Source organism: Bacillus sp. ChL18 (assembly GCF_026241425.1).
GTDB classification, from domain to species: Bacteria; Bacillota; Bacilli; order Bacillales; family Bacillaceae; genus Bacillus; species Bacillus velezensis.
Map to the genome: position 1 here is coordinate 195,402 of NZ_JAPHWE010000003.1, position 20,263 is coordinate 215,664.

General features: G+C 50.5%; 22 protein-coding genes. 17 read left to right on the forward strand and 5 right to left on the reverse strand.

Features of this window, described 5'->3' with window-relative positions; translation table 11 throughout:
- Positions 1 to 32 precede the first annotated feature (32 nt).
- On the forward strand, positions 33 to 347 hold the full coding sequence (locus OQ477_RS17375) for an ArsR/SmtB family transcription factor (protein WP_224224032.1): 315 nt from the start codon (positions 33 to 35) through the stop codon (positions 345 to 347).
- A gap of 26 nt (positions 348 to 373) precedes the next feature.
- On the opposite strand, the gene OQ477_RS17380 is transcribed toward OQ477_RS17375, so the two are convergent.
- Positions 374 to 1,783, reverse strand: coding sequence for a PLP-dependent aminotransferase family protein (locus OQ477_RS17380; protein ID WP_265973361.1), 1,410 nt, complete (start codon positions 1,781 to 1,783; stop codon positions 374 to 376).
- Positions 1,784 to 1,890: 107 nt separating this feature from the next.
- On the opposite strand from OQ477_RS17380, the gene gabT reads away from it, so the two are divergent.
- The 4 genes from gabT to gdh all read left to right on the forward strand — a co-directional run bounded on the left by gabT (position 1,891) and on the right by gdh (position 6,516).
- Entirely contained in the window at positions 1,891 to 3,198 is a 1,308-nt protein-coding gene (gene gabT / locus OQ477_RS17385) for a 4-aminobutyrate--2-oxoglutarate transaminase (RefSeq protein ID WP_265973362.1), read from the forward strand.
- Between the two features lie 105 nt (positions 3,199 to 3,303).
- Positions 3,304 to 4,692 carry a succinate-semialdehyde dehydrogenase gene (gabD, locus tag OQ477_RS17390; protein ID WP_265973363.1) on the forward strand — a complete coding sequence of 463 codons (1,389 nt, stop codon included), beginning with the start codon at positions 3,304 to 3,306 and terminating at the stop codon, positions 4,690 to 4,692.
- Between the two features lie 154 nt (positions 4,693 to 4,846).
- Entirely contained in the window at positions 4,847 to 5,710 is an 864-nt protein-coding gene (locus OQ477_RS17395) for a RhaT/GlcU family sugar-proton symporter (protein ID WP_003156317.1), read from the forward strand.
- Between the two features lie 20 nt (positions 5,711 to 5,730).
- Positions 5,731 to 6,516 carry a glucose 1-dehydrogenase gene (gene gdh, locus OQ477_RS17400; RefSeq protein WP_007609424.1) on the forward strand — a complete coding sequence of 262 codons (786 nt, stop codon included), beginning with the start codon at positions 5,731 to 5,733 and terminating at the stop codon, positions 6,514 to 6,516.
- 45 nt (positions 6,517 to 6,561) lie between these two features.
- On the opposite strand, the gene OQ477_RS17405 is transcribed toward gdh, so the two are convergent.
- The 3 genes from OQ477_RS17405 to OQ477_RS17415 are packed head-to-tail and all read right to left on the reverse strand — an operon-like array spanning position 6,562 to position 9,419.
- Entirely contained in the window at positions 6,562 to 7,173 is a 612-nt protein-coding gene (locus OQ477_RS17405; protein ID WP_007410287.1) for a YcnI family protein, read from the reverse strand.
- 12 nt (positions 7,174 to 7,185) lie between these two features.
- Positions 7,186 to 8,814: a copper resistance CopC/CopD family protein gene (locus tag OQ477_RS17410; RefSeq protein ID WP_265973364.1), complete on the reverse strand. Its 1,629-nt coding sequence runs from the start codon at positions 8,812 to 8,814 to the stop codon at positions 7,186 to 7,188.
- Positions 8,815 to 8,846: 32 nt separating this feature from the next.
- A complete protein-coding gene (locus tag OQ477_RS17415; protein WP_265973365.1) occupies positions 8,847 to 9,419 on the reverse strand; it encodes a DeoR family transcriptional regulator in 573 nt (190 codons plus the stop codon).
- 176 nt (positions 9,420 to 9,595) lie between these two features.
- On the opposite strand from OQ477_RS17415, the gene OQ477_RS17420 reads away from it, so the two are divergent.
- The 5 genes from OQ477_RS17420 to OQ477_RS17440 all read left to right on the forward strand — a co-directional run bounded on the left by OQ477_RS17420 (position 9,596) and on the right by OQ477_RS17440 (position 13,597).
- Complete coding sequence (locus tag OQ477_RS17420) at positions 9,596 to 9,937, forward strand: hypothetical protein (protein WP_003156306.1); 342 nt, start codon at positions 9,596 to 9,598, stop codon at positions 9,935 to 9,937.
- A gap of 176 nt (positions 9,938 to 10,113) precedes the next feature.
- Positions 10,114 to 11,553, forward strand: a complete 1,440-nt coding sequence (locus OQ477_RS17425) for a PTS mannitol transporter subunit IICB (RefSeq protein WP_265973366.1) — start codon at positions 10,114 to 10,116, stop codon at positions 11,551 to 11,553.
- 25 nt (positions 11,554 to 11,578) lie between these two features.
- Positions 11,579 to 12,010, forward strand: coding sequence for a PTS sugar transporter subunit IIA (locus tag OQ477_RS17430; protein WP_012116817.1), 432 nt, complete (start codon positions 11,579 to 11,581; stop codon positions 12,008 to 12,010).
- A gap of 1 nt (position 12,011) precedes the next feature.
- Positions 12,012 to 13,133 (forward strand): mannitol-1-phosphate 5-dehydrogenase, encoded by a 1,122-nt coding sequence (locus OQ477_RS17435; protein ID WP_265973367.1) that lies wholly within the window; start codon positions 12,012 to 12,014, stop codon positions 13,131 to 13,133.
- A gap of 68 nt (positions 13,134 to 13,201) precedes the next feature.
- Positions 13,202 to 13,597 (forward strand): 3-hydroxyacyl-ACP dehydratase FabZ family protein, encoded by a 396-nt coding sequence (locus OQ477_RS17440; protein ID WP_007609441.1) that lies wholly within the window; start codon positions 13,202 to 13,204, stop codon positions 13,595 to 13,597.
- Between the two features lie 38 nt (positions 13,598 to 13,635).
- Here OQ477_RS17440 and OQ477_RS17445 read toward each other — a convergent pair whose 3' ends face one another.
- Positions 13,636 to 13,800, reverse strand: coding sequence for a hypothetical protein (locus tag OQ477_RS17445; protein ID WP_003156294.1), 165 nt, complete (start codon positions 13,798 to 13,800; stop codon positions 13,636 to 13,638).
- A 127-nt stretch (positions 13,801 to 13,927) separates the two neighbouring features.
- Between OQ477_RS17445 and OQ477_RS17450 the strand changes: the two genes are divergently transcribed.
- The 7 genes from OQ477_RS17450 (at position 13,928) to OQ477_RS17480 (ending at position 20,220) form a co-directional block, all read left to right on the forward strand.
- Entirely contained in the window at positions 13,928 to 14,677 is a 750-nt protein-coding gene (locus OQ477_RS17450) for a Cof-type HAD-IIB family hydrolase (RefSeq protein WP_003156292.1), read from the forward strand.
- Between the two features lie 204 nt (positions 14,678 to 14,881).
- Positions 14,882 to 15,646 (forward strand): 5-oxoprolinase subunit PxpA, encoded by a 765-nt coding sequence (locus OQ477_RS17455; protein WP_265973368.1) that lies wholly within the window; start codon positions 14,882 to 14,884, stop codon positions 15,644 to 15,646.
- 22 nt (positions 15,647 to 15,668) lie between these two features.
- A complete protein-coding gene (locus OQ477_RS17460; RefSeq protein WP_061581768.1) occupies positions 15,669 to 16,883 on the forward strand; it encodes an NRAMP family divalent metal transporter in 1,215 nt (404 codons plus the stop codon).
- 4 nt (positions 16,884 to 16,887) lie between these two features.
- The gene (locus OQ477_RS17465) at positions 16,888 to 17,682 is read left to right on the forward strand and encodes a putative hydro-lyase (RefSeq protein WP_265973369.1); all 795 of its coding nucleotides are present in this window, start codon (positions 16,888 to 16,890) and stop codon (positions 17,680 to 17,682) included.
- 29 nt (positions 17,683 to 17,711) lie between these two features.
- Entirely contained in the window at positions 17,712 to 18,443 is a 732-nt protein-coding gene (gene pxpB, locus OQ477_RS17470) for a 5-oxoprolinase subunit PxpB (RefSeq protein ID WP_061581770.1), read from the forward strand.
- A 2-nt stretch (positions 18,444 to 18,445) separates the two neighbouring features.
- A complete protein-coding gene (locus OQ477_RS17475) occupies positions 18,446 to 19,453 on the forward strand; it encodes a biotin-dependent carboxyltransferase family protein (RefSeq protein ID WP_265973443.1) in 1,008 nt (335 codons plus the stop codon).
- A gap of 17 nt (positions 19,454 to 19,470) precedes the next feature.
- A complete protein-coding gene (locus OQ477_RS17480; protein ID WP_265973370.1) occupies positions 19,471 to 20,220 on the forward strand; it encodes an IclR family transcriptional regulator in 750 nt (249 codons plus the stop codon).
- The last annotated feature ends 43 nt before the right edge of the window (positions 20,221 to 20,263 follow it).

Sequence of the window (20,263 nt, forward strand, 5' to 3'; positions counted from 1 at the left end):
CACCCGCCGCTTTTATGTGTTACATTTGACTCATGAACATTCCAAACCATCCTGAAACCGAACGCTTACAGCTGACAAAGGTTCTTCATGCTCTGAGTGATCCGCTCCGCTTAGAGCTGGTCAAACAATTGGCGGAAACAACAGAAAAAACGTGCGGAACCTGCGCTGATGTCCGGGTCGCTAAATCAACGCTGTCCCATCACTTCAAAGTGCTGCGGGAAGCGGGGATCGCCCAAGTGCGCATAGACGGGAAGCACCGTTATTATTCCCTGCGCAAAGATGATTTACAAACGGCGTTTCCCGGCCTGCTGGAGGCGATTTTGCAGACAGAGCCGGACCGCTGGTAATAAGTCCCCGAATTCCGGGGGTTTTTTTATGCGCCGAAAACTGCCCGGTAAAGCCTGTAGACGCCTTCTTGAATATCGCTCTCCTTCAGGCGGGCGAATCCCAGAATGAGCTGCGGCTTATTTGAATCGCCTCCCGTTTTCAGACGGAACCGGCTCATCGCAAACAGATCGAGCTGTTCTGCATCCGCCCGTGCCAATATCTCTTTTTCTGAACGGGCGCAGTCAAACTCAGTGACAAAATGAAGCCCCGCATTGGCGCCCTTTACACTGATTCTATCTCCGAATGTTTCTTCCAAAGCCGAAATGAGGCGTTCCCGCATGTTCTTATAATGCTGCTTCATCTTTTTAATATGTTTCTGATATTCACCTGATTCGATAAATTCTTTCAGCGCGAGCTGGGCAAGCGTGCTGCACGTATGCAGGTCATACGTTCTCTCTTTGAACGTCCGCAAAAGCCCGGGCGGCAGAACCATATAGCTGATGCGCAGACCTGGGAAAAGGGATTTTGAAAAGGTCCCCATGTAGATGACATTTTGAAACCGGTCAAGGCTTTGAAGCGCCGGTATCGTATCGGCGTCATATTTAAATTCACTGTCATAATCATCTTCAATGATGAAGCGGCCGTTCTGTTCGGCGGCCCAGTTTAAAAGCTGAATCCGCCGGGAAGCGGGCATGATCACGCCTGAGGGGAATTGATGGGAAGGCGTGGTGATCAATACAGAGGGCCGGCGTTTTTCGATTTCGTCCATGGACATGCCTTTTTCATCAAGGCTGATCGTCGCAACCTTTTTCCCGAGGTTTTGCAGCAGCCGGTACATCCTCATATATCCCGGGTTCTCCATGGCGTAGAGCGCGTCTTTTGGCAGCAGTTCCGTCAGCAGCTGCACCAGCATTTGCGTGCCCGCTCCGAGCACGATTTGTTCCGGGCGGCATGTAACGCCTCTTGTCAGGGAAATAAGCCGCGAAATTGTTTCACGGACTTCATATAAACCTTGCGGATGGACGAGTTCACCGAGTGTATGAAATGAACGGGCGGCTGCTTTATGCTCACAGCGGAACCAGCTTTTCAGGGGGAAATGCGCCGTATCCACGCTCATATGTGAAAATGAAATCCAGCCGCTCTTATCCGTCTCCCGCTCTTTTAAATCATCAGGCAATAGGAGCGAAGGCGCTTCTTCATGATAAACCGTATCAATTTCCTCCACGAAAAAGCCTTTTCTTTCGACCGCATATAAATAACCTTCCGAAAGCAGCTGCTGATAAGCTGAATTCACTGAATTCACGCTGACCTTCAGCGTCTCGGCAAGCTCCCGTTTAGACGGCACCTTTGTATGAGGCATCAGGCTGCGCTTCAAAACGGCCGCTTTTATGTGCTGATAGATCTGCTGATAGATATAATCCGCCGTTTCCGAATGATCAATGGAAATCGTCAGCATCCAGACCCTGCTCCTTTCTGATACCATGGATAAATTGATTTTGGTACTTTTTATCATACCAAAAAGAAGTCAGAATGATAAGAAAACAATGCAGGGGGATGGAATCTATGAGTCGAACAGCATCAACGGAAGTGACAACTGCCCAGTGGCAGCAAAAACGGGATCAATTCGTTTCCAAGGGGGTCGGCAACGGAAACCGCGGCATGGCCGTAAAAGGGGAAGGGGCGCTTTTGTACGATTTGGACGGCAGACGATTCATTGATTTTGCCGGAGCGATCGGAACGCTGAATGTCGGCCATTCCCATCCGAAAGTGGTGGAGGCCGTGAAGAAACAGGCGGAGGATCTGATTCACCCGGGATTTAACGTCATGATGTATCCGTCTTATATTGAGCTGGCCGAAAAACTTTGCGCCCTTGCGCCGGGAGATCATGCGAAAAAAGCGATTTTTCTCAATTCGGGAGCGGAAGCGGTGGAAAACGCCGTGAAAATCGCCAGAAAATATACGAAGCGCCAGGCTGTCGTGTCATTTACAAGAGGGTTCCACGGCCGCACGAACATGACGATGAGCATGACGAGCAAGGTGAAGCCTTATAAATTCGGTTTCGGCCCATTTGCCTCAGAGGTGTATCAGGCGCCGTTTCCTTACTATTATCAAAAGCCGGCCGGCATGAGCGACGAGCAGTATGACGACTTTATCATCAGCGCTTTTGAGGATTTCTTTATCTCCGCAGTTGCACCGGAAACCGTCGCCTGTGTCGTAATGGAGCCGGTTCAGGGAGAAGGCGGCTTCATCATTCCGTCAAAACGTTTCGTGCAGCACGTCGCCGCTTTTTGTAAAAAACACGGCATCGTTTTTGTAGCGGATGAGATCCAGACCGGTTTTGCCAGAACGGGAACATATTTTGCGATTGAGCATTTCGGAGCCGTTCCTGATTTGATCACCGTATCCAAATCACTTGCGGCCGGATTGCCGCTGAGCGGCGTCATCGGCCGGGCGGAAATGCTTGATGCCGCCGCGCCGGGGGAACTCGGGGGCACATATGCGGGAAGCCCGCTCGGCTGTGCGGCTGCGCTTGCGGTCTTGGATATTATTGAAGAAGAAGGGCTGAATCAGCGTTCCGAGGAGATCGGCCGGATCATTGAGCATCAAGCGCTCGAGTGGAAAAAAGAGCATGCCTGCATCGGAGAAGTGCGCAGACTCGGCGCGATGGCGGCCATCGAAATTGTCAAAGATCCGGACACGCGGGAATCGGACAAAGCAAAAGCCGCGGCGATCGCTAAAACGGCGAACGAGAACGGACTGCTGCTGCTGACGGCCGGCATAAACGGCAACATTATCAGATTCCTGACGCCGCTTGTCGTGACGGATGAGCAGCTCAAAGAAGGCCTTTCCATTATCGAAGCAGCTCTGTGAGTTCAATTATTGGAATGCCGGCGGATGTGTCTGCTATCATAAAAGTATAAGATACATCAACAAGCATTCAATGGCTTTACTATAGCAGAGAAAGGAATGTTCAATATGCCAGAACAATTAACAGTGTACAATCCGGCAACGGGAGAGGCGATCCAAAGCATCCCTCAGCAGACGGCCGAAGATGTTGAAAAAGCGATTGAACGTTCACATCAAGCGTTTCAATCATGGTCCAAAACATCAGCAGGAGAACGTGCCTCACTTTTAAGAAAATGGTATGAGCTGATTGTTGAACATAAAGAAGAACTTGCGGAATTAATTACGAAAGAAAACGGCAAACCGTATGAAGAAGCGGTCGGAGAAGTTTTATACGGCGCCGGCTATATTGAATGGTTCGCCGAAGAAGCAAAACGGATTTACGGCAGAACCGTACCTGCGCCGACAACGGGCAAACGGATTGTCGTCACCCGTCAGGCGGTCGGCCCGGTAGCCGCGATCACGCCGTGGAATTTCCCGAATGCGATGATTACAAGAAAAGCCGCGCCCGCTTTGGCGGCAGGCTGTACGTTCATCATCAAACCGGCGGAGGATACGCCGCTTTCCGCTTACGCCCTTGCGCGTCTCGCATATGAAGCGGGAATTCCGAAGGACGTGCTGCAAGTGGTGATCGGTGACGGAGCCGAAATCGGAAACGTCTTTACCAGCAGCCCGAAAATCCGCAAAATTACTTTCACCGGCTCAACGCCTGTCGGAAAAATCCTGATGAAAAACAGCGCCGACACCGTAAAACATATGTCAATGGAGCTTGGCGGACATGCGCCGCTGATCGTGGATGAAGACGCTGATCTTGATCTGGCGGTAGCCCAAACAATGGCCTCTAAATTCAGAAACGCCGGCCAAACCTGCGTCTGTGCGAACCGGCTGATCGTACACGAATCCGTAAAAGACGAGTTTGCGAAAAAACTGAGTGAAGAAGCTGCGAAACTCAAAGTCGGAAACGGCCTTGAAAAAGGCGTAAACGTCGGCCCTGTCATCAACAAAAAAGGCTTCGATAAAATCGTCGGCCAAATTAATGACGCCGTGGAAAAAGGCGCAAAAGTGCTGACGGGCGGAACGTATGACCAAAACGATGAAAAAGGATGCTATTTCGTAACGCCGACCGTGCTTTCAAATGTAGATACATCCATGAACATCATGCATGAAGAAACATTCGGCCCGGTTGCGCCGATCGTTACGTTCTCAGATATTGATGAAGCGATCAAGCTTGCGAACGATACGCCGTTCGGGCTTGCGGCTTATTTCTTCACAGAAAACTACCGCCGCGGCATCTATATTTCTGAACAGCTTGAATACGGCATCATCGGCTGGAATGACGGCGGTCCGTCCGCGGTTCAAGCGCCGTTCGGAGGAATGAAAGAAAGCGGCATCGGCCGTGAAGGCGGTACGGAAGGCATTGAACCGTACCTGGAAACCAAATACATGTCTATCGGACTTTAATGAGCCGAAAAGAAAGCCCCGCTTCTAAGCGGGGCTGTTTTTATTGAGCGGTCTGCCGGTGAATATCGCCGGCAGGCTTTTTTGATCTTGCGGGAATAATCGGTTCGATTCCAGACAAAATAACAGCAAATACGATTGAAAGAAGGTCGCCATCATGGATATATTACTGGCTCTTCTCCCGGCTTTATTTTGGGGGAGCATCGTGTTATTTAACGTCAAATTAGGCGGCGGGCCTTACAGCCAGACGCTGGGAACGACAATCGGGGCGCTCATCGTTTCGTTTGTGCTGTATCTGTTTGTCCACCCGGTGCTGTCTGGGCGCATTTTTATTGTCGGCATCATCTCGGGGCTGTTTTGGTCGCTCGGCCAAAGCAATCAGCTTAAAAGCATACAGCTGATGGGTGTTTCAAAAACGATGCCGATATCAACGGGAATGCAGCTCGTCTCGACTTCTTTGTTCGGTGTGATCGTATTCAAAGAATGGTCAACCCCGATCGCGATTACGCTGGGTATTCTCGCCCTTATTTTTATCATCATCGGGATTGTGCTCACATCTTTAGAAGATAAAAAGGGGCGGGCGGACGGAGAACCGGGAAACTTAAAAAAAGGCATTGTCATCCTGCTGATCTCCACGCTCGGTTATTTGGTCTATGTCGTTGTGGCCCGGCTGTTCGGCGTATCCGGATGGTCAGCGCTACTGCCGCAGGCGATCGGGATGGTCATCGGCGGACTGCTCCTGACGTACAAGCATAAACCGTTTAATAAGTACGCCCTCAAGAACATTCTGCCGGGAATCATCTGGGCGCTCGGGAATATGTTTCTGTTCATCTCACAGCCGCGCGTCGGAGTTGCGACAAGTTTTTCCCTCTCTCAAATGGGGATCGTCATCAGCACGCTCGGCGGAATCTTCATTCTCCGTGAGAGCAAAACGAAGCGTCAGCTGGTCGCCATTGCCATCGGGATTATCCTGATCATTGTGGCCGCGGTATTCTTAGGCGTTGCGAAATCAAATTCATAACATATGCAGGAGGTTTGAACATGTACACGGATTTAAAAGGAAAAGTCGTTGCCATTACGGGAGCTTCATCAGGATTAGGAAAAGCGATGGCGATCCGCTTCGGACAGGAGCAGGCGAAAGTCGTGGTTAACTACTATAGTAATGAAAAAGACGCCCAAACCGTTAAAGAAGAGATTCAAAAAGCGGGAGGCGAAGCGGTCATCGTTCAAGGAGACGTCACAAAAGAAGAAGATGTCAAAAACATCGTGCAGACCGCGGTGAAGGAATTCGGCACACTGGATGTCATGATCAATAACGCCGGCATGGAAAATCCGGTTCAGTCGCATGAAATGCCGCTTAAAGACTGGAACAAAGTCATCAATACCAATCTGACCGGCGCTTTCTTAGGAAGCCGCGAAGCCATTAAATATTACGTAGAGAATGATATTCAAGGAAATGTCATTAACATGTCGAGCGTACATGAAATGATTCCATGGCCGCTGTTTGTTCACTACGCGGCGAGTAAAGGCGGCATCAAATTGATGACGGAAACGCTGGCGCTTGAGTACGCGCCGAAGCGCATCCGTGTTAACAATATCGGACCGGGAGCCATCAATACGCCGATCAACGCGGAAAAATTTGCGGATCCCGTTCAGAGAAAAGATGTGGAAAGCATGATTCCGATGGGATATATCGGTGAGCCGGAAGAAATCGCGGCTGTCGCCGTCTGGCTTGCTTCGAAGGAATCAAGCTACGTGACCGGCATTACGCTGTTTGCTGACGGAGGAATGACCAAATATCCGTCATTCCAGGCAGGCCGCGGATAAGAAAAAAAGCGATCGCAGGCTCTTTAGAGCCGGATCGCTTTTTGCTTACGCGCGTTTTTTCTTTACAAGCGCCGCGATGGAAAGGATAATCGCAGCAGCTGACAGAACGATGGCCGCAATATCAAGCGCTGATACGCCGGATTTGCTTTCTTCGTTTGACTGTTCAGCTCCGTGCGCATCCGTCACGCTGGCCGATTTCGTGATTTTCGTAATCGAGTGGGGCGTGTCGGCTTTCTCATCACCCGTCCATTCTACAATGCTGCCGTCTTTGTAATATTGGTAAGCGTCCCAAGCGGCATCTCCGCTCTTTTCAGGATTTTTCGCAACGAACGTGAATTGCTGGAATTGGCCGGGCTGAATGCCGCCGTCCTTTGCTTCCCAAGTGACGGAGACCGCTTTGTCATCATGTTTGGATACGGATGTTTTCCAGCCCGGAATCGGCTGATACTGCTGAAATTCAACGCCGGCGGGCATTTTCAGCACGACTTTCGTTGTCGGCTCATTCTTTTCCACAGGCACTTTCATCGTGTACGTTTCCCAAGAACCGGCCGCGGATTCCGCGGGTTTGACTGAGACGTGGGCGCTTGCTGTCGCCGTAAAACCGACGAGTGACAGGGTCACGGCGGATATGAATAATAAAGCCTTTTTTTTCAACATGAGATACACTCCTTAGTTTGTCGTTGAGAATATTTGGTTGATTTCATTAAAATCGTTTGTCAGCCCGTGGACTTTGATCTTCCAGTTTCCCTTTTCGGTGATGGACAGGTTGGCGGCTTCAAATGTGCCTTCCTTCGTCTTCTTCAAATCAAAGGTGCTTTCATGCTGTTTGCCGCTGAAGCCCGTCTGGTAAACAGTGACCGTAAATTGCTGAATGTCTTTTACCAAGCTGCCGTTGTGATCGGTGACAATGACTTGAAATTCATTTTTACCCGGCTGGTTCGGCGTAATGTGCAAGGACAGGGTTTCCCCGTTTCCGATCGTTTCTGAGCCGTTAAAAGGCAATGGCGCAGGCGGCGGCGGGCTGGGCAGGCTTGTGAAGACGGCGGTTGTAAATAACACCGCAATGCCTAGTGCCCATTCGGCCTTTATCGTTGCGCTGATGCTCCTTTTTCTGCTGAACTTCGTCATCCATACGTGAACGGCGCCGAGCACAAGCATGATGACAAACAGTCCGATTTTCAAAAGGAGCGTCTTACCGTAAGCGGTGTGAAAGAGTGAATCAAACGTGCGGATAATGAAAAATCCGTTCAGCACGCCTGAAAATAACAGCACACCGACAGAGGCGAACGCCCAAGGAGAAAACCGTCTGACCGTTTCCCAAGCGATGGTTTTATCGGGTTTTCTCCACTCTGATGAAAGAAGCAGCACAAGCGCGGCGATACCGCCCATCCATACAGACGCGGCCGATAAATGGAGAAAGTCCATCGCGATGCCGACCGCTTTTTCGTCGATAACCGCCGCATGCCCGGCAAATGCTTTTGCCAAAAGCGAAGCGAAGAAGAACAACAGCGGTGCCGTCCAGTACGCAAATGACCGGAATGCTTTCTTCTTCAACAGCGGGATCATGGACAGGGCGAGCAGGATAAATAAGCTGATCTGGATCATCCAGACGTACCCGCCTGCCGTTTTCAGAAGCGTTTCTTTTACATAGTCCGGCTGAAACGCGGCGCTCCAAGCGCCGCCCGCGTTTTCTTTCGTCTGGATCGGGAGCTGGCAGATAAGCGCGAGCCCCGTTAAACATAAAGAAATCACGAGCAGCTTTACAGTTCGTTTTGCTTTTGATGAATCTTTATTATTTCTGTACCAAAACAGATGGAAAAAAGCCGTGCCGATAAACAGGGAGAGAGCGGTGTACAAAATACCGCGGTCGATGGCCGCTTCGGGATGAAGCGCCGCTTGCGATGATGTCTGCTCCTGAAGTTTTCCGCCGGCTTTTCCGATACTGAAAGGGATGACGCCGGATACCGGATGTCCGTCGGCCGATACCGCGTTCCATTCCGCTCTGTAAATATCATGCGGCAGATTATTTTTCAATGCCGCGGTCATGATGCGGGCATTATTTTTTTGAATCACCGTTTTGCCCGCGTCAACCCGTTCGCCGGATGAATTATAGACCTTAATGGAGTGGAAGCCTTCTTCAATCTGTTCATTAAACTCAATTTCAATCTGCTTCGGCGCTTGTTTTAATTCGCTGTTCACACCCGGATTTGAGTTTGTGATGTAGGCGTGGGCGAAGCTTGTTTTCGGAATCAAAACAAGGAACAGCAAAAAGATGAGCCAGCGTTTGTTCTGTCTCATGGATGATGACACCGCCTTCCGGTTGGTTGTTGTTATGTCTTGCTGCAGGTGCATCCCTTCTGCCTGTCGTGTAAGATGATGTCCGCCGCCTCGTCAAAGGTGCAAATGATCCCGCCGAATCCTTTTTGAAACCGTTCTGCGTAATCAAGCGTTGAGAAGGGAATCGCCTGAGGCCGGCAGCAGTGAAGGTCAATATCGGCATGGACTAAAAAGTATGCGGAAGCGGCCGTCAGCGTCGTCTGGAGAAGAAAATCTTTACAAATGACGTGGGACACTTCTTCCTTTTTATCCTCATACCGCAAAATCGCGCAATGAATGCAGCACATCTGCTCAACGGCTTGTGAAACGGTAATAAGCTGAACAGAATACGAATGCTGAATCGGCCGCAGGCAATAGCCGCATTGATTGGCGCTTTGTTCTGAAGCGGGAGGGAGCGTAATGCCGCCGGGTGTCCGGATAATCCGGTTTGCATCCGCCAGCTGATTGACGTCTCTGTACACGGTCATCTCGGAGACGCCGAATCTCTCGCTTATGTCAGAGATTTTCAGCGCGCCCTCTTCTTTCAGCCATTCAAGCAAGGTTTGCTGTCTGTGAATCGGAAGCAATTCTGCATCCTCCTTTTTATGCGAATGAGTGATGAACCTCCCTCTAAGAGTAGATGTTTTCACAAATGCACACAAGAGCCTGATGATAAAATATGTGAAAAAATGTTGAACAATCACAAATGTAAAAGACGTAGTCAGACTCTGTTATAATAGAAGAGTTGAATGGAGGAATAAACATGAAAGAAACGACCTGCCCGAACTGCGGCAAGCCGATTACAGGCGACATGGTCAGATCATCCATGATCCCGTGCCAGTTTCAGTGCGGGCATTGCCATGTGAAATTGCGTGAATATAAAGTATCCGCTCCGATTATGGCTGCGGCCATTGCGATCACGGTGCTTTTGATTTATCTTGTGCAGATGGCCAGAACCGCCGTCATGCCGATGTTTCCGGCAGCGCGGTATGTGCCGGCCGCCATTTTCGCGCTCGTATGTGCGTATCCGGTGTTTATTGTCAGTGAGCGGCTCATTGCCAAACTCGTCGTCACAAAAGGACACATTATATACAGAAAGCGGTAAGACACCTTTGATGAGGTGTCTTTTTTTGTTAAGGAGTTGTCACAGTCTCTGTGCCAAACTCCTCTTTACTTTTCATTGAATGGGGATTGTAAGCGTTTTATGATGAAGACACAGGGGGGAGAGAGAAACCCCGTGTCTTATTTATTTTCATCTGAAGGCAAGCAAACAGGGAGGGAATGAACATGCAGCAAGAACAGCAAGCTGGCATGAAAGTGAAGATACAGCGGTTCGGCAGTTATTTAAGCGGTATGATCATGCCGAATATCGGCGCATTTATCGCATGGGGAATTATCACCGCGCTGTTTATTCCAGCGGGATGGTTTCCGAATCCGCAGCTGAATACATTGGTAAGCCCGATGATTACGTATCTACTGCCGCTTTTAATCGCATATACGGGCGGAAAAATGATTTACGATCACCGCGGGGGAGTCGTCGGAGCGACGGCGGCCATCGGAGTCATTGTCGGAGCGGACATTCCGATGTTCTTAGGGGCAATGATTATGGGGCCTTTGGGCGGTTATCTCATTAAACAATTAGACCGTGTGTTTAAAGATAAAGTCAGACAGGGTTTTGAAATGCTGATCAACAACTTCACGGCGGGAATTATCGGCGCGGTGCTGACGATTATCGCGTTTTATGCGATCGGCCCGGTCGTCCTGTCTCTTAACAAATTGCTGGCGGCGGGTGTGGAAGTCATTGTCCACGCGAATTTGCTGCCGATTGCAAGCGTTTTCGTAGAACCGGCGAAAGTCCTGTTCCTGAATAACGCGATCAACCACGGCATTTTAAGTCCGATCGGAATCGAGCAGGCCGCCACAGCGGGTAAATCCATTCTGTTCTTAGTGGAAGCGAACCCCGGGCCGGGACTCGGTATTTTACTGGCATATATGTTCTTTGGGAAAGGCTCTTCAAGATCGACGGCTCCGGGAGCGGCGATCATTCATTTCTTCGGGGGGATTCATGAAATCTATTTCCCTTACATTTTAATGAAACCGATGCTGATCCTCGCGGCGATCGCCGGGGGAGCGAGCGGACTGCTTACATTCTCGATTTTTAACGCGGGTCTTGTCGCCGCATCATCTCCGGGAAGCATCATCGCCATTTTAGCGCTGACGCCGAAAGGAAGCTACCTCGGCGTGCTGGCGGGCGTCATCGTTGCCGCGGCCGTATCGTTTATCGTTTCGGCGCTTATTCTGAAATCGTCTAAAGCGGGCGAAGAAGATTTGACAGCCGCGGCGGAAAAAATGCAGGAAATGAAAGGCAGGAAAAGTGAAGCGGCGGCCGCATTGGCGGACAAAGAGGAAGAGCCGGAAAACAGCGCCGCTGATATTTCCGCCGACCAAGTCAGCCGCATTATCTTCGCGTGTGACGCGGGTATGGGATCGAGCGCAATGGGCGCCTCCATTTTAAGAAACAAAGTGAAAAAAGCAGACCTGGATATTGATGTGACAAATACGTCGATCAATAATCTGCCGAATGATGCGGATATCGTCATTACGCATAAGGACCTGACTGACCGCGCGAAAGCGAAGCTGCCGCAGGCGGTGCACATTTCGGTTGATAATTTCTTGAACAGTCCGAAATACGATGAACTGATTGAAAAGCTTAAAAACTAATCAAACAGAAAGAGGGATCTTCATCATGGAAGTATTGGCTAAAGCGAACATCAAACTGAACCAGACGGTGAACTCAAAAGAGGATGCCATCCGCCTCGCGGGACAGACATTGATCGATAACGGCTACGTGAAGAACGGCTATGTGGAAAAAATGTTCGAACGTGAAGAAACATCATCCACGTTTATGGGGAATTTCATCGCGATCCCGCACGGCACGGAAGATGCGAAGGATGAGGTGCTTCATTCAGGCATTTCCGTCATCCAGATTCCGGACGGTGTGGAATACGGTGAAGGCAATACGGCAAAGGTCGTTTTCGGTATCGCCGGAAAAAACAATGAACACTTAGACATCCTGTCAAACATCGCCATCATCTGCTCAGAGGAAGAAAACATCGAACGGCTGATCAGTGCAAAGACGGAAGAAGAACTGGCCGCTATTTTCAGCGAGGTGAACTGACATGATTGCCCTTCATTTCGGAGCGGGAAACATCGGGCGGGGCTTTATCGGCGCCCTGCTCCATCATTCCGGCTATGAGGTAGTTTTCGCTGATGTGAATGAAACGATGGTCAGCCTTCTCAATGAAAAGAAGGAATATACCGTGGAGCTTGCCGACGGCGGCCGGCAGACCGAAATCATCGGCCCCGTTTCAGCCATCAACAGCGCGGTGCAAGAACAAGAACTGTACGGGCTGATCAATGAAGCGGCGATCATTACGACGGCGGTGGGCCCGAACGTTCTCAGACTCATCGCCCCGTCCATCGCGGAAGGGCTGAAGCGCAGAACGTCCTCTGAGCCTCTCAATATCATTGCCTGTGAAAATATGATCGGAGGCAGCAGTTTTCTGAAAAAAGAAGTTTTCGGACATTTGACGGAAGCGGAACGGGAACTCGTGAACCGGACGGTCGGCTTCCCGGATTCTGCGGTGGATCGGATCGTGCCGATTCAGCACCATGAAGGTCCGCTGAAAGTATCCGTAGAACCGTTTTTTGAATGGGTCATAGACAGAACCGGCTTTGCCGGCGGCCAGCCGGTACTGGAAGGCGCGTTATTTACGGATGACCTTACGCCGTTCATTGAACGGAAACTGTTTACCGTCAATACCGGTCATGCCGTTACGGCGTACGTCGGCTATCAGCGCGGATTAAAAACCGTCAAAGAGGCCATCGGCCATCCGGAAATCCGGCGTGTCGTGTACGATGCACTTTCAGAAACGGGCGAGTACTTGGTGAAAGCGTACGGCTTTAAGCAAGCCGAACACGAGCAGTACATGAAAAAAATCATCAGCCGCTTTGAAAATGAATACATCACGGATGATGTGACAAGAGTCGCCAGATCACCGCTCAGAAAACTCGGAGCGAATGATAGATTAGTAGGGCCGGCCAAAAAAATAAAAGAACCGAACGCGCTGGCAGAAGGCATCGCCGCCGCCCTGCGCTTTGACTATCAGGATGATCCGGAAGCGGTTGAGCTGCAAAAGCTTATCGCGGAAAAAGGCACGAGCGGCGTTCTTCAAGACATTTGCGGTATTCAGCCGCATGAACCGCTGCACGGCATCGTGCTCAAAAAGCTCAATCAATAAAAATGAACCCGCGTCGGGGGACGCGGGTTTTTTCTTGCGTTATAATGAGAGGGAAGGGAGGCTGCGTGATGAATCAGAAGCTATTGCCACATCGTTATCCGTTTCTTTTAATTGACGGCACGACGAACAGTGAAGCCGGAAAATGGGCGGCTGCTTACAAAAATATCAGTGAAAATGACTGGTTTATAACTGAATCCCAAAGAGAGATGCCATTTTCGCTCGTCGTTGAAGCAATGGCCCAAACGGCGGCTTGCGCGGGAATTACCGGCGGTGACGGCCTCGGTCTCTTATCCGCGGTGAAGAAAGCGGAAAGGTTAGGTGCCGCTTTGCCGGGAGACCGTCTGGATCTTTTGTTTGAGGTCACGCGAATCAGGCGCGGTTTTGTGTTCGGCCGGGCGAAAGCGTCCGTTGCCGGGAAGCCTGTGGCGGAAGCTGAGCTCAGCATATTTATCCAGCCATCGTAAAAAAAGCCGCCTCCAGCGGCGGCTTTCGGACAAGCGTGTTATTTTGTATCATAATCTCTTTCACTTTGTGAATTGTCCCTTTGGTCATGTTTGTGTTTTTCGTCATTAGCGTTTTCCTTCAGCTCTTCCAGCGGAATCGGATCGGTTAAATCATGATGTTCAGGATTTTCATTCGGTTTGTTCTTTTGTTTTCTTTCTTTCATCCTCCATCACCTCAATATTTCTTTTCCTCAACGTTCTCCCCGCCAAACGCAGGAAGCGGTTTTTTGTTCCTGTGGGTCATATGTATTAAAATAGAGACGACTACATTATAAAAAGTGAGGTACATATATGCCGATACAAAGAGAAGACGCAGATATTAAACTGATCGCGATTGATATGGACGGAACCCTGCTCAATGACGAGCAGCTCATCCCGGAGGAAAACCGGCGGGCGATCAAGGAAGCGGAGGCGAAGGGAATTCACGTCGTCATCAGCACAGGACGCACGCTGATGACCTGCCGCGAACTGGCTGAGTCTCTCGAGCTGTCATCCTTTTTAATCACGGCAAACGGCAGCGAAATCTGGGATTCCAACTTTGAGCTGGTTGAGCGCAAGCTTCTTCATACCGATCATATTCAAAAATTATGGGATCTGAGGAATAAGCACAACACGAATTTCTGGGCCTCTACCGTCGATAGAGTGTGGAGAGGGGAATTCCCGGAAACGATTACGGATCATCAGTGGCTCAAGTTCGGATTCGAAATCGAGGATGACGAAGTGCGGAATGAGGTGCTGAAAGAGCTCAAGGAATACAAGGAGCTCGAGATCACAAACTCCAGTCCGATCAACATCGAAGTCAATGCCCTCGGTATCAACAAAGCGGCTGCGCTGGCGAAGGTATCGGAAAAACTCGGCTTCACGATGGAAAATGTGATGGCCATGGGTGACAGTCTGAATGACATTGCCATGATTGAAAAAGCGGGTGTCGGCGTCGCCATGGGGAATGCGCAGGACATTGTGAAAGAAACAGCTGACTGGGTGACTGATGTCAACACGGAAAACGGGGTCGCCAAAGCGATCCGCCACTGGGTGTTATAATAGAAAAAAGAGAGAGTCTCAGTATGAGGCTCTCTTTTTTTGTTTGTCAGATTTATGACTAGGTCCATGGTAGGTTTTCTGACAAAAGGATGTTCAAACCTGTCAGAATTAAATATAATGAAGAGAAATTCAACAATTCGGAATAGTCATTCCGAATAGCGGAATGATAATAATATAAAACGTTTACAATACAGGAGGGATCTTATGTTTCAGATTGACATCAATTGTGATTTAGGAGAGAGTTTCGGTGCTTATAAAATCGGACTGGATGAAGAGATTTTGGATTATGTGACATCTGCAAACATCGCCTGCGGCTTTCATGCGGGTGATCCTAGCGTGATGCGTAAAACGGTTGCGCTTGCGGCGGAAAAAGGCGTGAAAATCGGCGCTCATCCCGGGCTGTTCGATCTGCAGGGATTCGGGCGGCGGCAGATCGCGATTACACCCGAGGAAGCGTATGATCTGACGCTGTACCAAATCGGCGCGCTGTCAGGGTTTTTAAAAGCAGAAGGTGTCGAGATGCAGCATGTGAAGCCGCACGGCGCTTTATATAATATGGCCGCCGTCAATCCCGGCCTGTCAGCAGCCATCGCTCAGGCGGTCTGTCATTTTGATCCCGGGCTTATTCTTTTCGGGCTTTCCGGAAGCGAGCTGATTAAAGCGGGAGATCGAATCGGACTGAGGACGGCAAGCGAAGTGTTTGCGGACCGCACCTATCAGGAAGACGGCACACTGACGCCGCGTTCAGAGCCGGATGCGCTGATTCAGGATGACAAAAAAGCGGTCGGTCAAGTGATTCAAATGGTGAAAGACAGCACGGTGACATCACGTAAGGGACAAGCTGTAAGCCTGAAAGCGGACACGGTCTGCATTCACGGAGACGGAGCCCACGCCCTCACATTCGCAAAAACAATCAAAAAAGAATTAAAAGCGGCAGACATTCAAATCAGCGCGCTTGCAAAAGACTGAGCAGCAGAGGGAGGAAGACAGCATGGAGCAAAAGAAAAAAACAGCCGGAAAGGCTTCCGGCAAATGGTCGATTCTTTTAGGCGCGACATTTTTGATGGCGACATCATCAATCGGGCCCGGCTTTCTGACGCAAACGGCCACGTTTACCAATACATTGGCGGCAAGCTTCGGCTTTATCATTTTAATTTCTATTATTTTGGACATTTTCGTGCAAACCAATGTATGGCGGATTATCGCGGTTTCCGGAAAGCGCGGCCAAGAGATTGCCAATATGGTGCTTCCGGGCGCCGGTTATGCCATTGCTTTTTTGGTCGTGCTCGGCGGGCTTGCGTTTAATATCGGAAACATCGGCGGCGCGGGTCTCGGTCTTCAAGTATTATTCGGAATCAAACCGGAGATCGGCGCTTTAATCAGCGCTGCGGTTGCGATTCTGATTTTTGTCATAAAGGAAGCCGGAAAAGTCATGGACCGTTTTATGCAGATCGCCGGAATCGTCATGATCGTATTGACGGTGTATGTTGCCGTAACGACGGCTCCGCCGGTCGGACACGCCGTTGTGAAAACTTTTATGCCTGATCATATCAGTGTGCTGGCGATCGTGACGCTTGTCGGCGGCACGGTCGGCGGATACATTACATTTGCCGGCGGTCACCGTTTGCTTGATTCAGGCATCCAAGGGAAAGAAGTCATCCCTCAGGTTACGAAAAGCTCCATCACAGGCGTTCTGATTACATCGGTTATGCGGATTGCCCTGTTTCTCGCCGTGCTCGGCGTCGTCTCAAAGGGCCTGAGCATTGATCCTGATAATCCGGCGGCTTCTGTATTCCGGCTTGCGGCGGGAAATGTAGGCTATAAAATTTTCGGCGTCATCATGTGGTCTGCCGCTATCACGTCTGTCATCGGCGCCGCCTATACATCGGTATCATTTTTTAAATCATTTTCAACAAAAATCGAAAAGCACTCACATGGCGTAATTATCGGTTTTATCATCGTATCCACTCTTATTTTTGTCACGATCGGCCAGCCTGCCAAAATTCTGGTCGCGGTCGGTTCGCTTAACGGCTTAATCCTGCCGCTTGCATTAGCGATGATTCTGTTGGGCGCTTATAAGAAAAAAATCGTCGGCGATTACAAGCATCCGATCTGGCTCACGATTGCAGGGGCGATCGTAGTAGTTGTCATGGCGGTTATGGGCATCTATACATTATTCACGCAAATGCCGCAGCTATGGAGCTGATGATATGAAAAAACATATGAGTGACATGAGCCCCGAAGAAGTCAGACAGCTGATCAGGAAAGGGCAGATGACCGGGCCGACGGCGGGGATGGCCGCTTCTTACGCACAAGCCAATCTCGTCGTTTTGCAAAAGGATCTTGCCTTTGATTTTCTCTTATTCTGCCAGCGCAATCAAAAGCCTTGTCCGGTGCTTGACGTGACGGATGCGGGTTCACCCGTTCCGGCAATAGCTGCGCAGGGAGCTGATATCCGGACGGACTTTCCGAAATACAGGATTTATCGGCATGGCGTGCTTACTGAAGAGGTAACGGATATTACGCCGTATTGGAGGGGTGATTATGTCGGGTTTTTGATCGGCTGCAGTTTTTCATTCGAGCAAGCCCTTATTAATCAGCACATTCCAATCAGGCATATTGATGAAGGCGTGAACGTTCCCATGTATAAAACAAATATTGACTGTGTTCCCGCCGGCCCGTTTTCGGGAAAGATGGTCGTCAGCATGAGACCGATTCCGGAAAAGCTTGCAGTCCGCGCGGCGCAGGTCACGTCACGTTTTCCCGCCGTGCACGGCGCCCCCGTCCGCATCGGAAATCCGCAAAGCATCGGTATCAGCGATTTGCAACAGCCGGATTTCGGAGATGCCGTAACAGTGCGGGAAGGTGAAGTTCCCGTATTCTGGGCCTGCGGCGTTACACCCCAGGCGGTGATCATGGAAGCAAAGCCTGATATTGTGATAACACATTCACCGGGGCACATGCTGATCACCGATATACGAAATGAATCGCTTGCTGTCCTGTAAGTGAGAAAGAATACAACGAGGTGATGACAATGATGCAGTATAGCGGAAATACAGCGCTTGATATAAAGCCGTACGGTGATTCCGCCGTTATCATCCGCTTTGGCGGGCACATCAGCGAAGAGGTCAACAGCCGGGTGCATGCGGCGGCAGCCTGTATGGAAGAACGGCCGTTCCCGGGCTTCGTTGAATGTATTCCGGCATTCACAAGCTTAACGATCTTTTATGATATGTATGCCGTCTCAAACATAAAAAAAGGCGTCTCTCCTTTTGCCCTTGTCAAGAAAGAAGTGACAGAACGTCTCAGCCATATAATGACCGACCGCAAAGAAGAGCGCCGGGTGATGGAAATCCCCGTTTGCTACGGCGGTGATTTCGGTCCCGATTTAGAAGAGGTCGCTGAGATGAACGATCTGACCCCGGAAGACGTCATCCGTATTCATACTGAAGGCGAATATCTCGTTTATATGCTCGGATTTGCGCCGGGATTTCCGTTTTTAGGAGGAATGTCTGAGCGGATCAGAGCGCCGAGAAAGGCGTCGCCAAGGCCGTCCATCCCGGCCGGTTCAGTAGGAATCGCGGGAATGCAGACCGGTGTGTATCCGATATCCACTCCCGGCGGCTGGCAGCTGATCGGCAGCACCCCGCTCCGGCTTTTCAGGCCGGAAGAACATCCGCCGAGTCTTTTGAGAGCGGGCGATACGGTGAAATTCGTCCGGATCACGGCAGAGGAGTACAGCCGCATCAAGGAGGGAGCCGAATGAGTATGAAAGTGGTAAAGCCCGGTCTCTTGACGACGGTTCAGGACACGGGACGCACGGGGTATCAGAAATACGGTGTGCTGGGAAGCGGCGCAATGGATACGATCTCTCTGCGCATCGCCAATCTTCTTGCCGGAAATCAAGAAAAAGAGGCGGGACTGGAAATTACGCTCATGGGGCCCGGGCCTTCCTTTGAATTTTCAGAACCTGCGGTTATTGCCGTCACGGGAGCTGATTTTGCCCTTCATATTAATGGGGAGCCCGCTCCTCTGTGGAAACCGGTTTTGATAAAGGAAAACAGCGTCGTCTCATTCGGGCCGTGCAAGATGGGGAGCCGCGCATATCTCGCCGTCGCGGGGGGATTTGACGTGCCCGCCGTCATGGAAAGCAAAAGCACGTATGTCAGAGCGGGGATCGGCGGCTTTTGCGGAAGAGCGCTGCAAAAAGATGATGAGCTGCCGCTCGGCCGTATGACGCCATGTTCGGAATCAATCGCGTACCGTCTGAGCGATTCTTTCGGACAGCATGGTTTCTCAGCGCCTGATTGGTCTGTCAGCAGCAGAGGGTTTCTGCCGCTGAAAAAAAATCCGGTCATACGAGTGCTTGAAGGCGCTCAATTTCACGCTTTTACAGAAGAAGCAAAATTGTGTTTTTATCAAGAGTCATATACGGTCACGCCTCAATCCGACCGAATGGGCTACCGGCTGAAGGGCGCTCCGCTTGAATTGCGGGAGCCGCTGGAGATGGTATCTGAGGCCGTAACGTTCGGAACGGTGCAGGTGCCTCCGGACGGCAATCCGATTATTCTGCTGGCTGACAGACAGACGACGGGGGGCTATCCGCGGATGGCGCATATCATATCCGCCGATCTTCCTCTCGTCGCCCAAACGATGCCGGGGGAACACATCACGTTCCGGGCCGTTTCGCTGGAGGAAGCGGAAATGCTGCTTTTGGAGAAGGAACAGCAGCTGAAGGAGCTGAAAGCAAGGCTCAAAATGGAATGGCTGATCTGACAAAGGGGCTAAAGACCATGGAAAACAAAAACAAAACCGTCATCAAATCAATGGAACTGCTTCATTTGTTTCTCACTGAACCGAGCCTGAGCTTAAATGAACTGGTTTCTCTATCGGAGATGCCGAAGACCTCGGTTCACCGGATGGCAAGCTCACTGGAGGAAACGGGGTTTCTCACCCGGGCGGCGGACGGCCGTTATCAGCTTGGTCTGATCTTTTTACAATTCGGCCAGCTCGTCTCTGAACGTCTGGATATCAGGAAAATAGCCAAACCGATTATGGAAGAGCTGTGCGGCGAAGTGGATGAGGCCGTTCAGCTGATCATGAGGGACGGGGATGAAGCCATTTACGTCGAAAAAATTGAAGGCGCCCAAACCGTCCGCCTGTATACGGCAATCGGCCGCCGGTCGCCGCTGTACGCGGGAGCGTGCGCCAGAAGCATTCTATCGTTTCTGCCAAAAGAGGAGATCGACACATACATTCAGAAGACAAAGCTTGCCGCTATCGCCTCAGGCACGATGACGGATCGGGCTGAACTGCTTCAATCTATTGAAAGATCCTTACAATCAGGTTATACGATCAGCTATTCGGAATTAGAGGATTACACGGCGGCGATCGGAGCGCCGATTTTCAATCACGAAGGTAAGGTGGCTGCCGGAATCAGCATCGCCGGCTTCGAAGCCCGGTTTTCAGAGGACAGGCTGCCGTATTTAACCGAAAAGGTCAAAAACGCCGCACAGCATATTTCTGAGAAATTGGGTTATTGACCGAGCCAATTTTTCTTCACTCGCGTACATTACAATATCGATA

Excerpts from the sequence above, each read along its gene's own strand:
- OQ477_RS17435 (WP_265973367.1), top strand. The coding sequence starts at position 12,012 with ATGATTGCCCTTCATTTCGGAGCGGGAAACATCGGGCGGGGCTTTATC.
- OQ477_RS17410 (WP_265973364.1), bottom strand. The coding sequence starts at position 8,814 with ATGAGACAGAACAAACGCTGGCTCATCTTTTTGCTGTTCCTTGTTTTG.
- OQ477_RS17420 (WP_003156306.1), top strand. The coding sequence starts at position 9,596 with ATGAAAGAAACGACCTGCCCGAACTGCGGCAAGCCGATTACAGGCGAC.
- OQ477_RS17430 (WP_012116817.1), top strand. The coding sequence starts at position 11,579 with ATGGAAGTATTGGCTAAAGCGAACATCAAACTGAACCAGACGGTGAAC.
- gdh (WP_007609424.1), top strand. The coding sequence starts at position 5,731 with ATGTACACGGATTTAAAAGGAAAAGTCGTTGCCATTACGGGAGCTTCA.
- OQ477_RS17405 (WP_007410287.1), bottom strand. The coding sequence starts at position 7,173 with ATGTTGAAAAAAAAGGCTTTATTATTCATATCCGCCGTGACCCTGTCA.
- OQ477_RS17445 (WP_003156294.1), bottom strand. The coding sequence starts at position 13,800 with ATGAAAGAAAGAAAACAAAAGAACAAACCGAATGAAAATCCTGAACAT.
- OQ477_RS17480 (WP_265973370.1), top strand. The coding sequence starts at position 19,471 with ATGGAAAACAAAAACAAAACCGTCATCAAATCAATGGAACTGCTTCAT.
- gabT (WP_265973362.1), top strand. The coding sequence starts at position 1,891 with ATGAGTCGAACAGCATCAACGGAAGTGACAACTGCCCAGTGGCAGCAA.
- OQ477_RS17425 (WP_265973366.1), top strand. The coding sequence starts at position 10,114 with ATGAACATGCAGCAAGAACAGCAAGCTGGCATGAAAGTGAAGATACAG.
- OQ477_RS17375 (WP_224224032.1), top strand. The coding sequence starts at position 33 with ATGAACATTCCAAACCATCCTGAAACCGAACGCTTACAGCTGACAAAG.
- OQ477_RS17465 (WP_265973369.1), top strand. The coding sequence starts at position 16,888 with ATGAAAAAACATATGAGTGACATGAGCCCCGAAGAAGTCAGACAGCTG.
- OQ477_RS17455 (WP_265973368.1), top strand. The coding sequence starts at position 14,882 with ATGTTTCAGATTGACATCAATTGTGATTTAGGAGAGAGTTTCGGTGCT.
- OQ477_RS17460 (WP_061581768.1), top strand. The coding sequence starts at position 15,669 with ATGGAGCAAAAGAAAAAAACAGCCGGAAAGGCTTCCGGCAAATGGTCG.
- pxpB (WP_061581770.1), top strand. The coding sequence starts at position 17,712 with ATGATGCAGTATAGCGGAAATACAGCGCTTGATATAAAGCCGTACGGT.
- OQ477_RS17450 (WP_003156292.1), top strand. The coding sequence starts at position 13,928 with ATGCCGATACAAAGAGAAGACGCAGATATTAAACTGATCGCGATTGAT.
- OQ477_RS17380 (WP_265973361.1), bottom strand. The coding sequence starts at position 1,783 with ATGCTGACGATTTCCATTGATCATTCGGAAACGGCGGATTATATCTAT.
- OQ477_RS17475 (WP_265973443.1), top strand. The coding sequence starts at position 18,446 with ATGAAAGTGGTAAAGCCCGGTCTCTTGACGACGGTTCAGGACACGGGA.
- OQ477_RS17395 (WP_003156317.1), top strand. The coding sequence starts at position 4,847 with ATGGATATATTACTGGCTCTTCTCCCGGCTTTATTTTGGGGGAGCATC.
- OQ477_RS17440 (WP_007609441.1), top strand. The coding sequence starts at position 13,202 with ATGAATCAGAAGCTATTGCCACATCGTTATCCGTTTCTTTTAATTGAC.
- gabD (WP_265973363.1), top strand. The coding sequence starts at position 3,304 with ATGCCAGAACAATTAACAGTGTACAATCCGGCAACGGGAGAGGCGATC.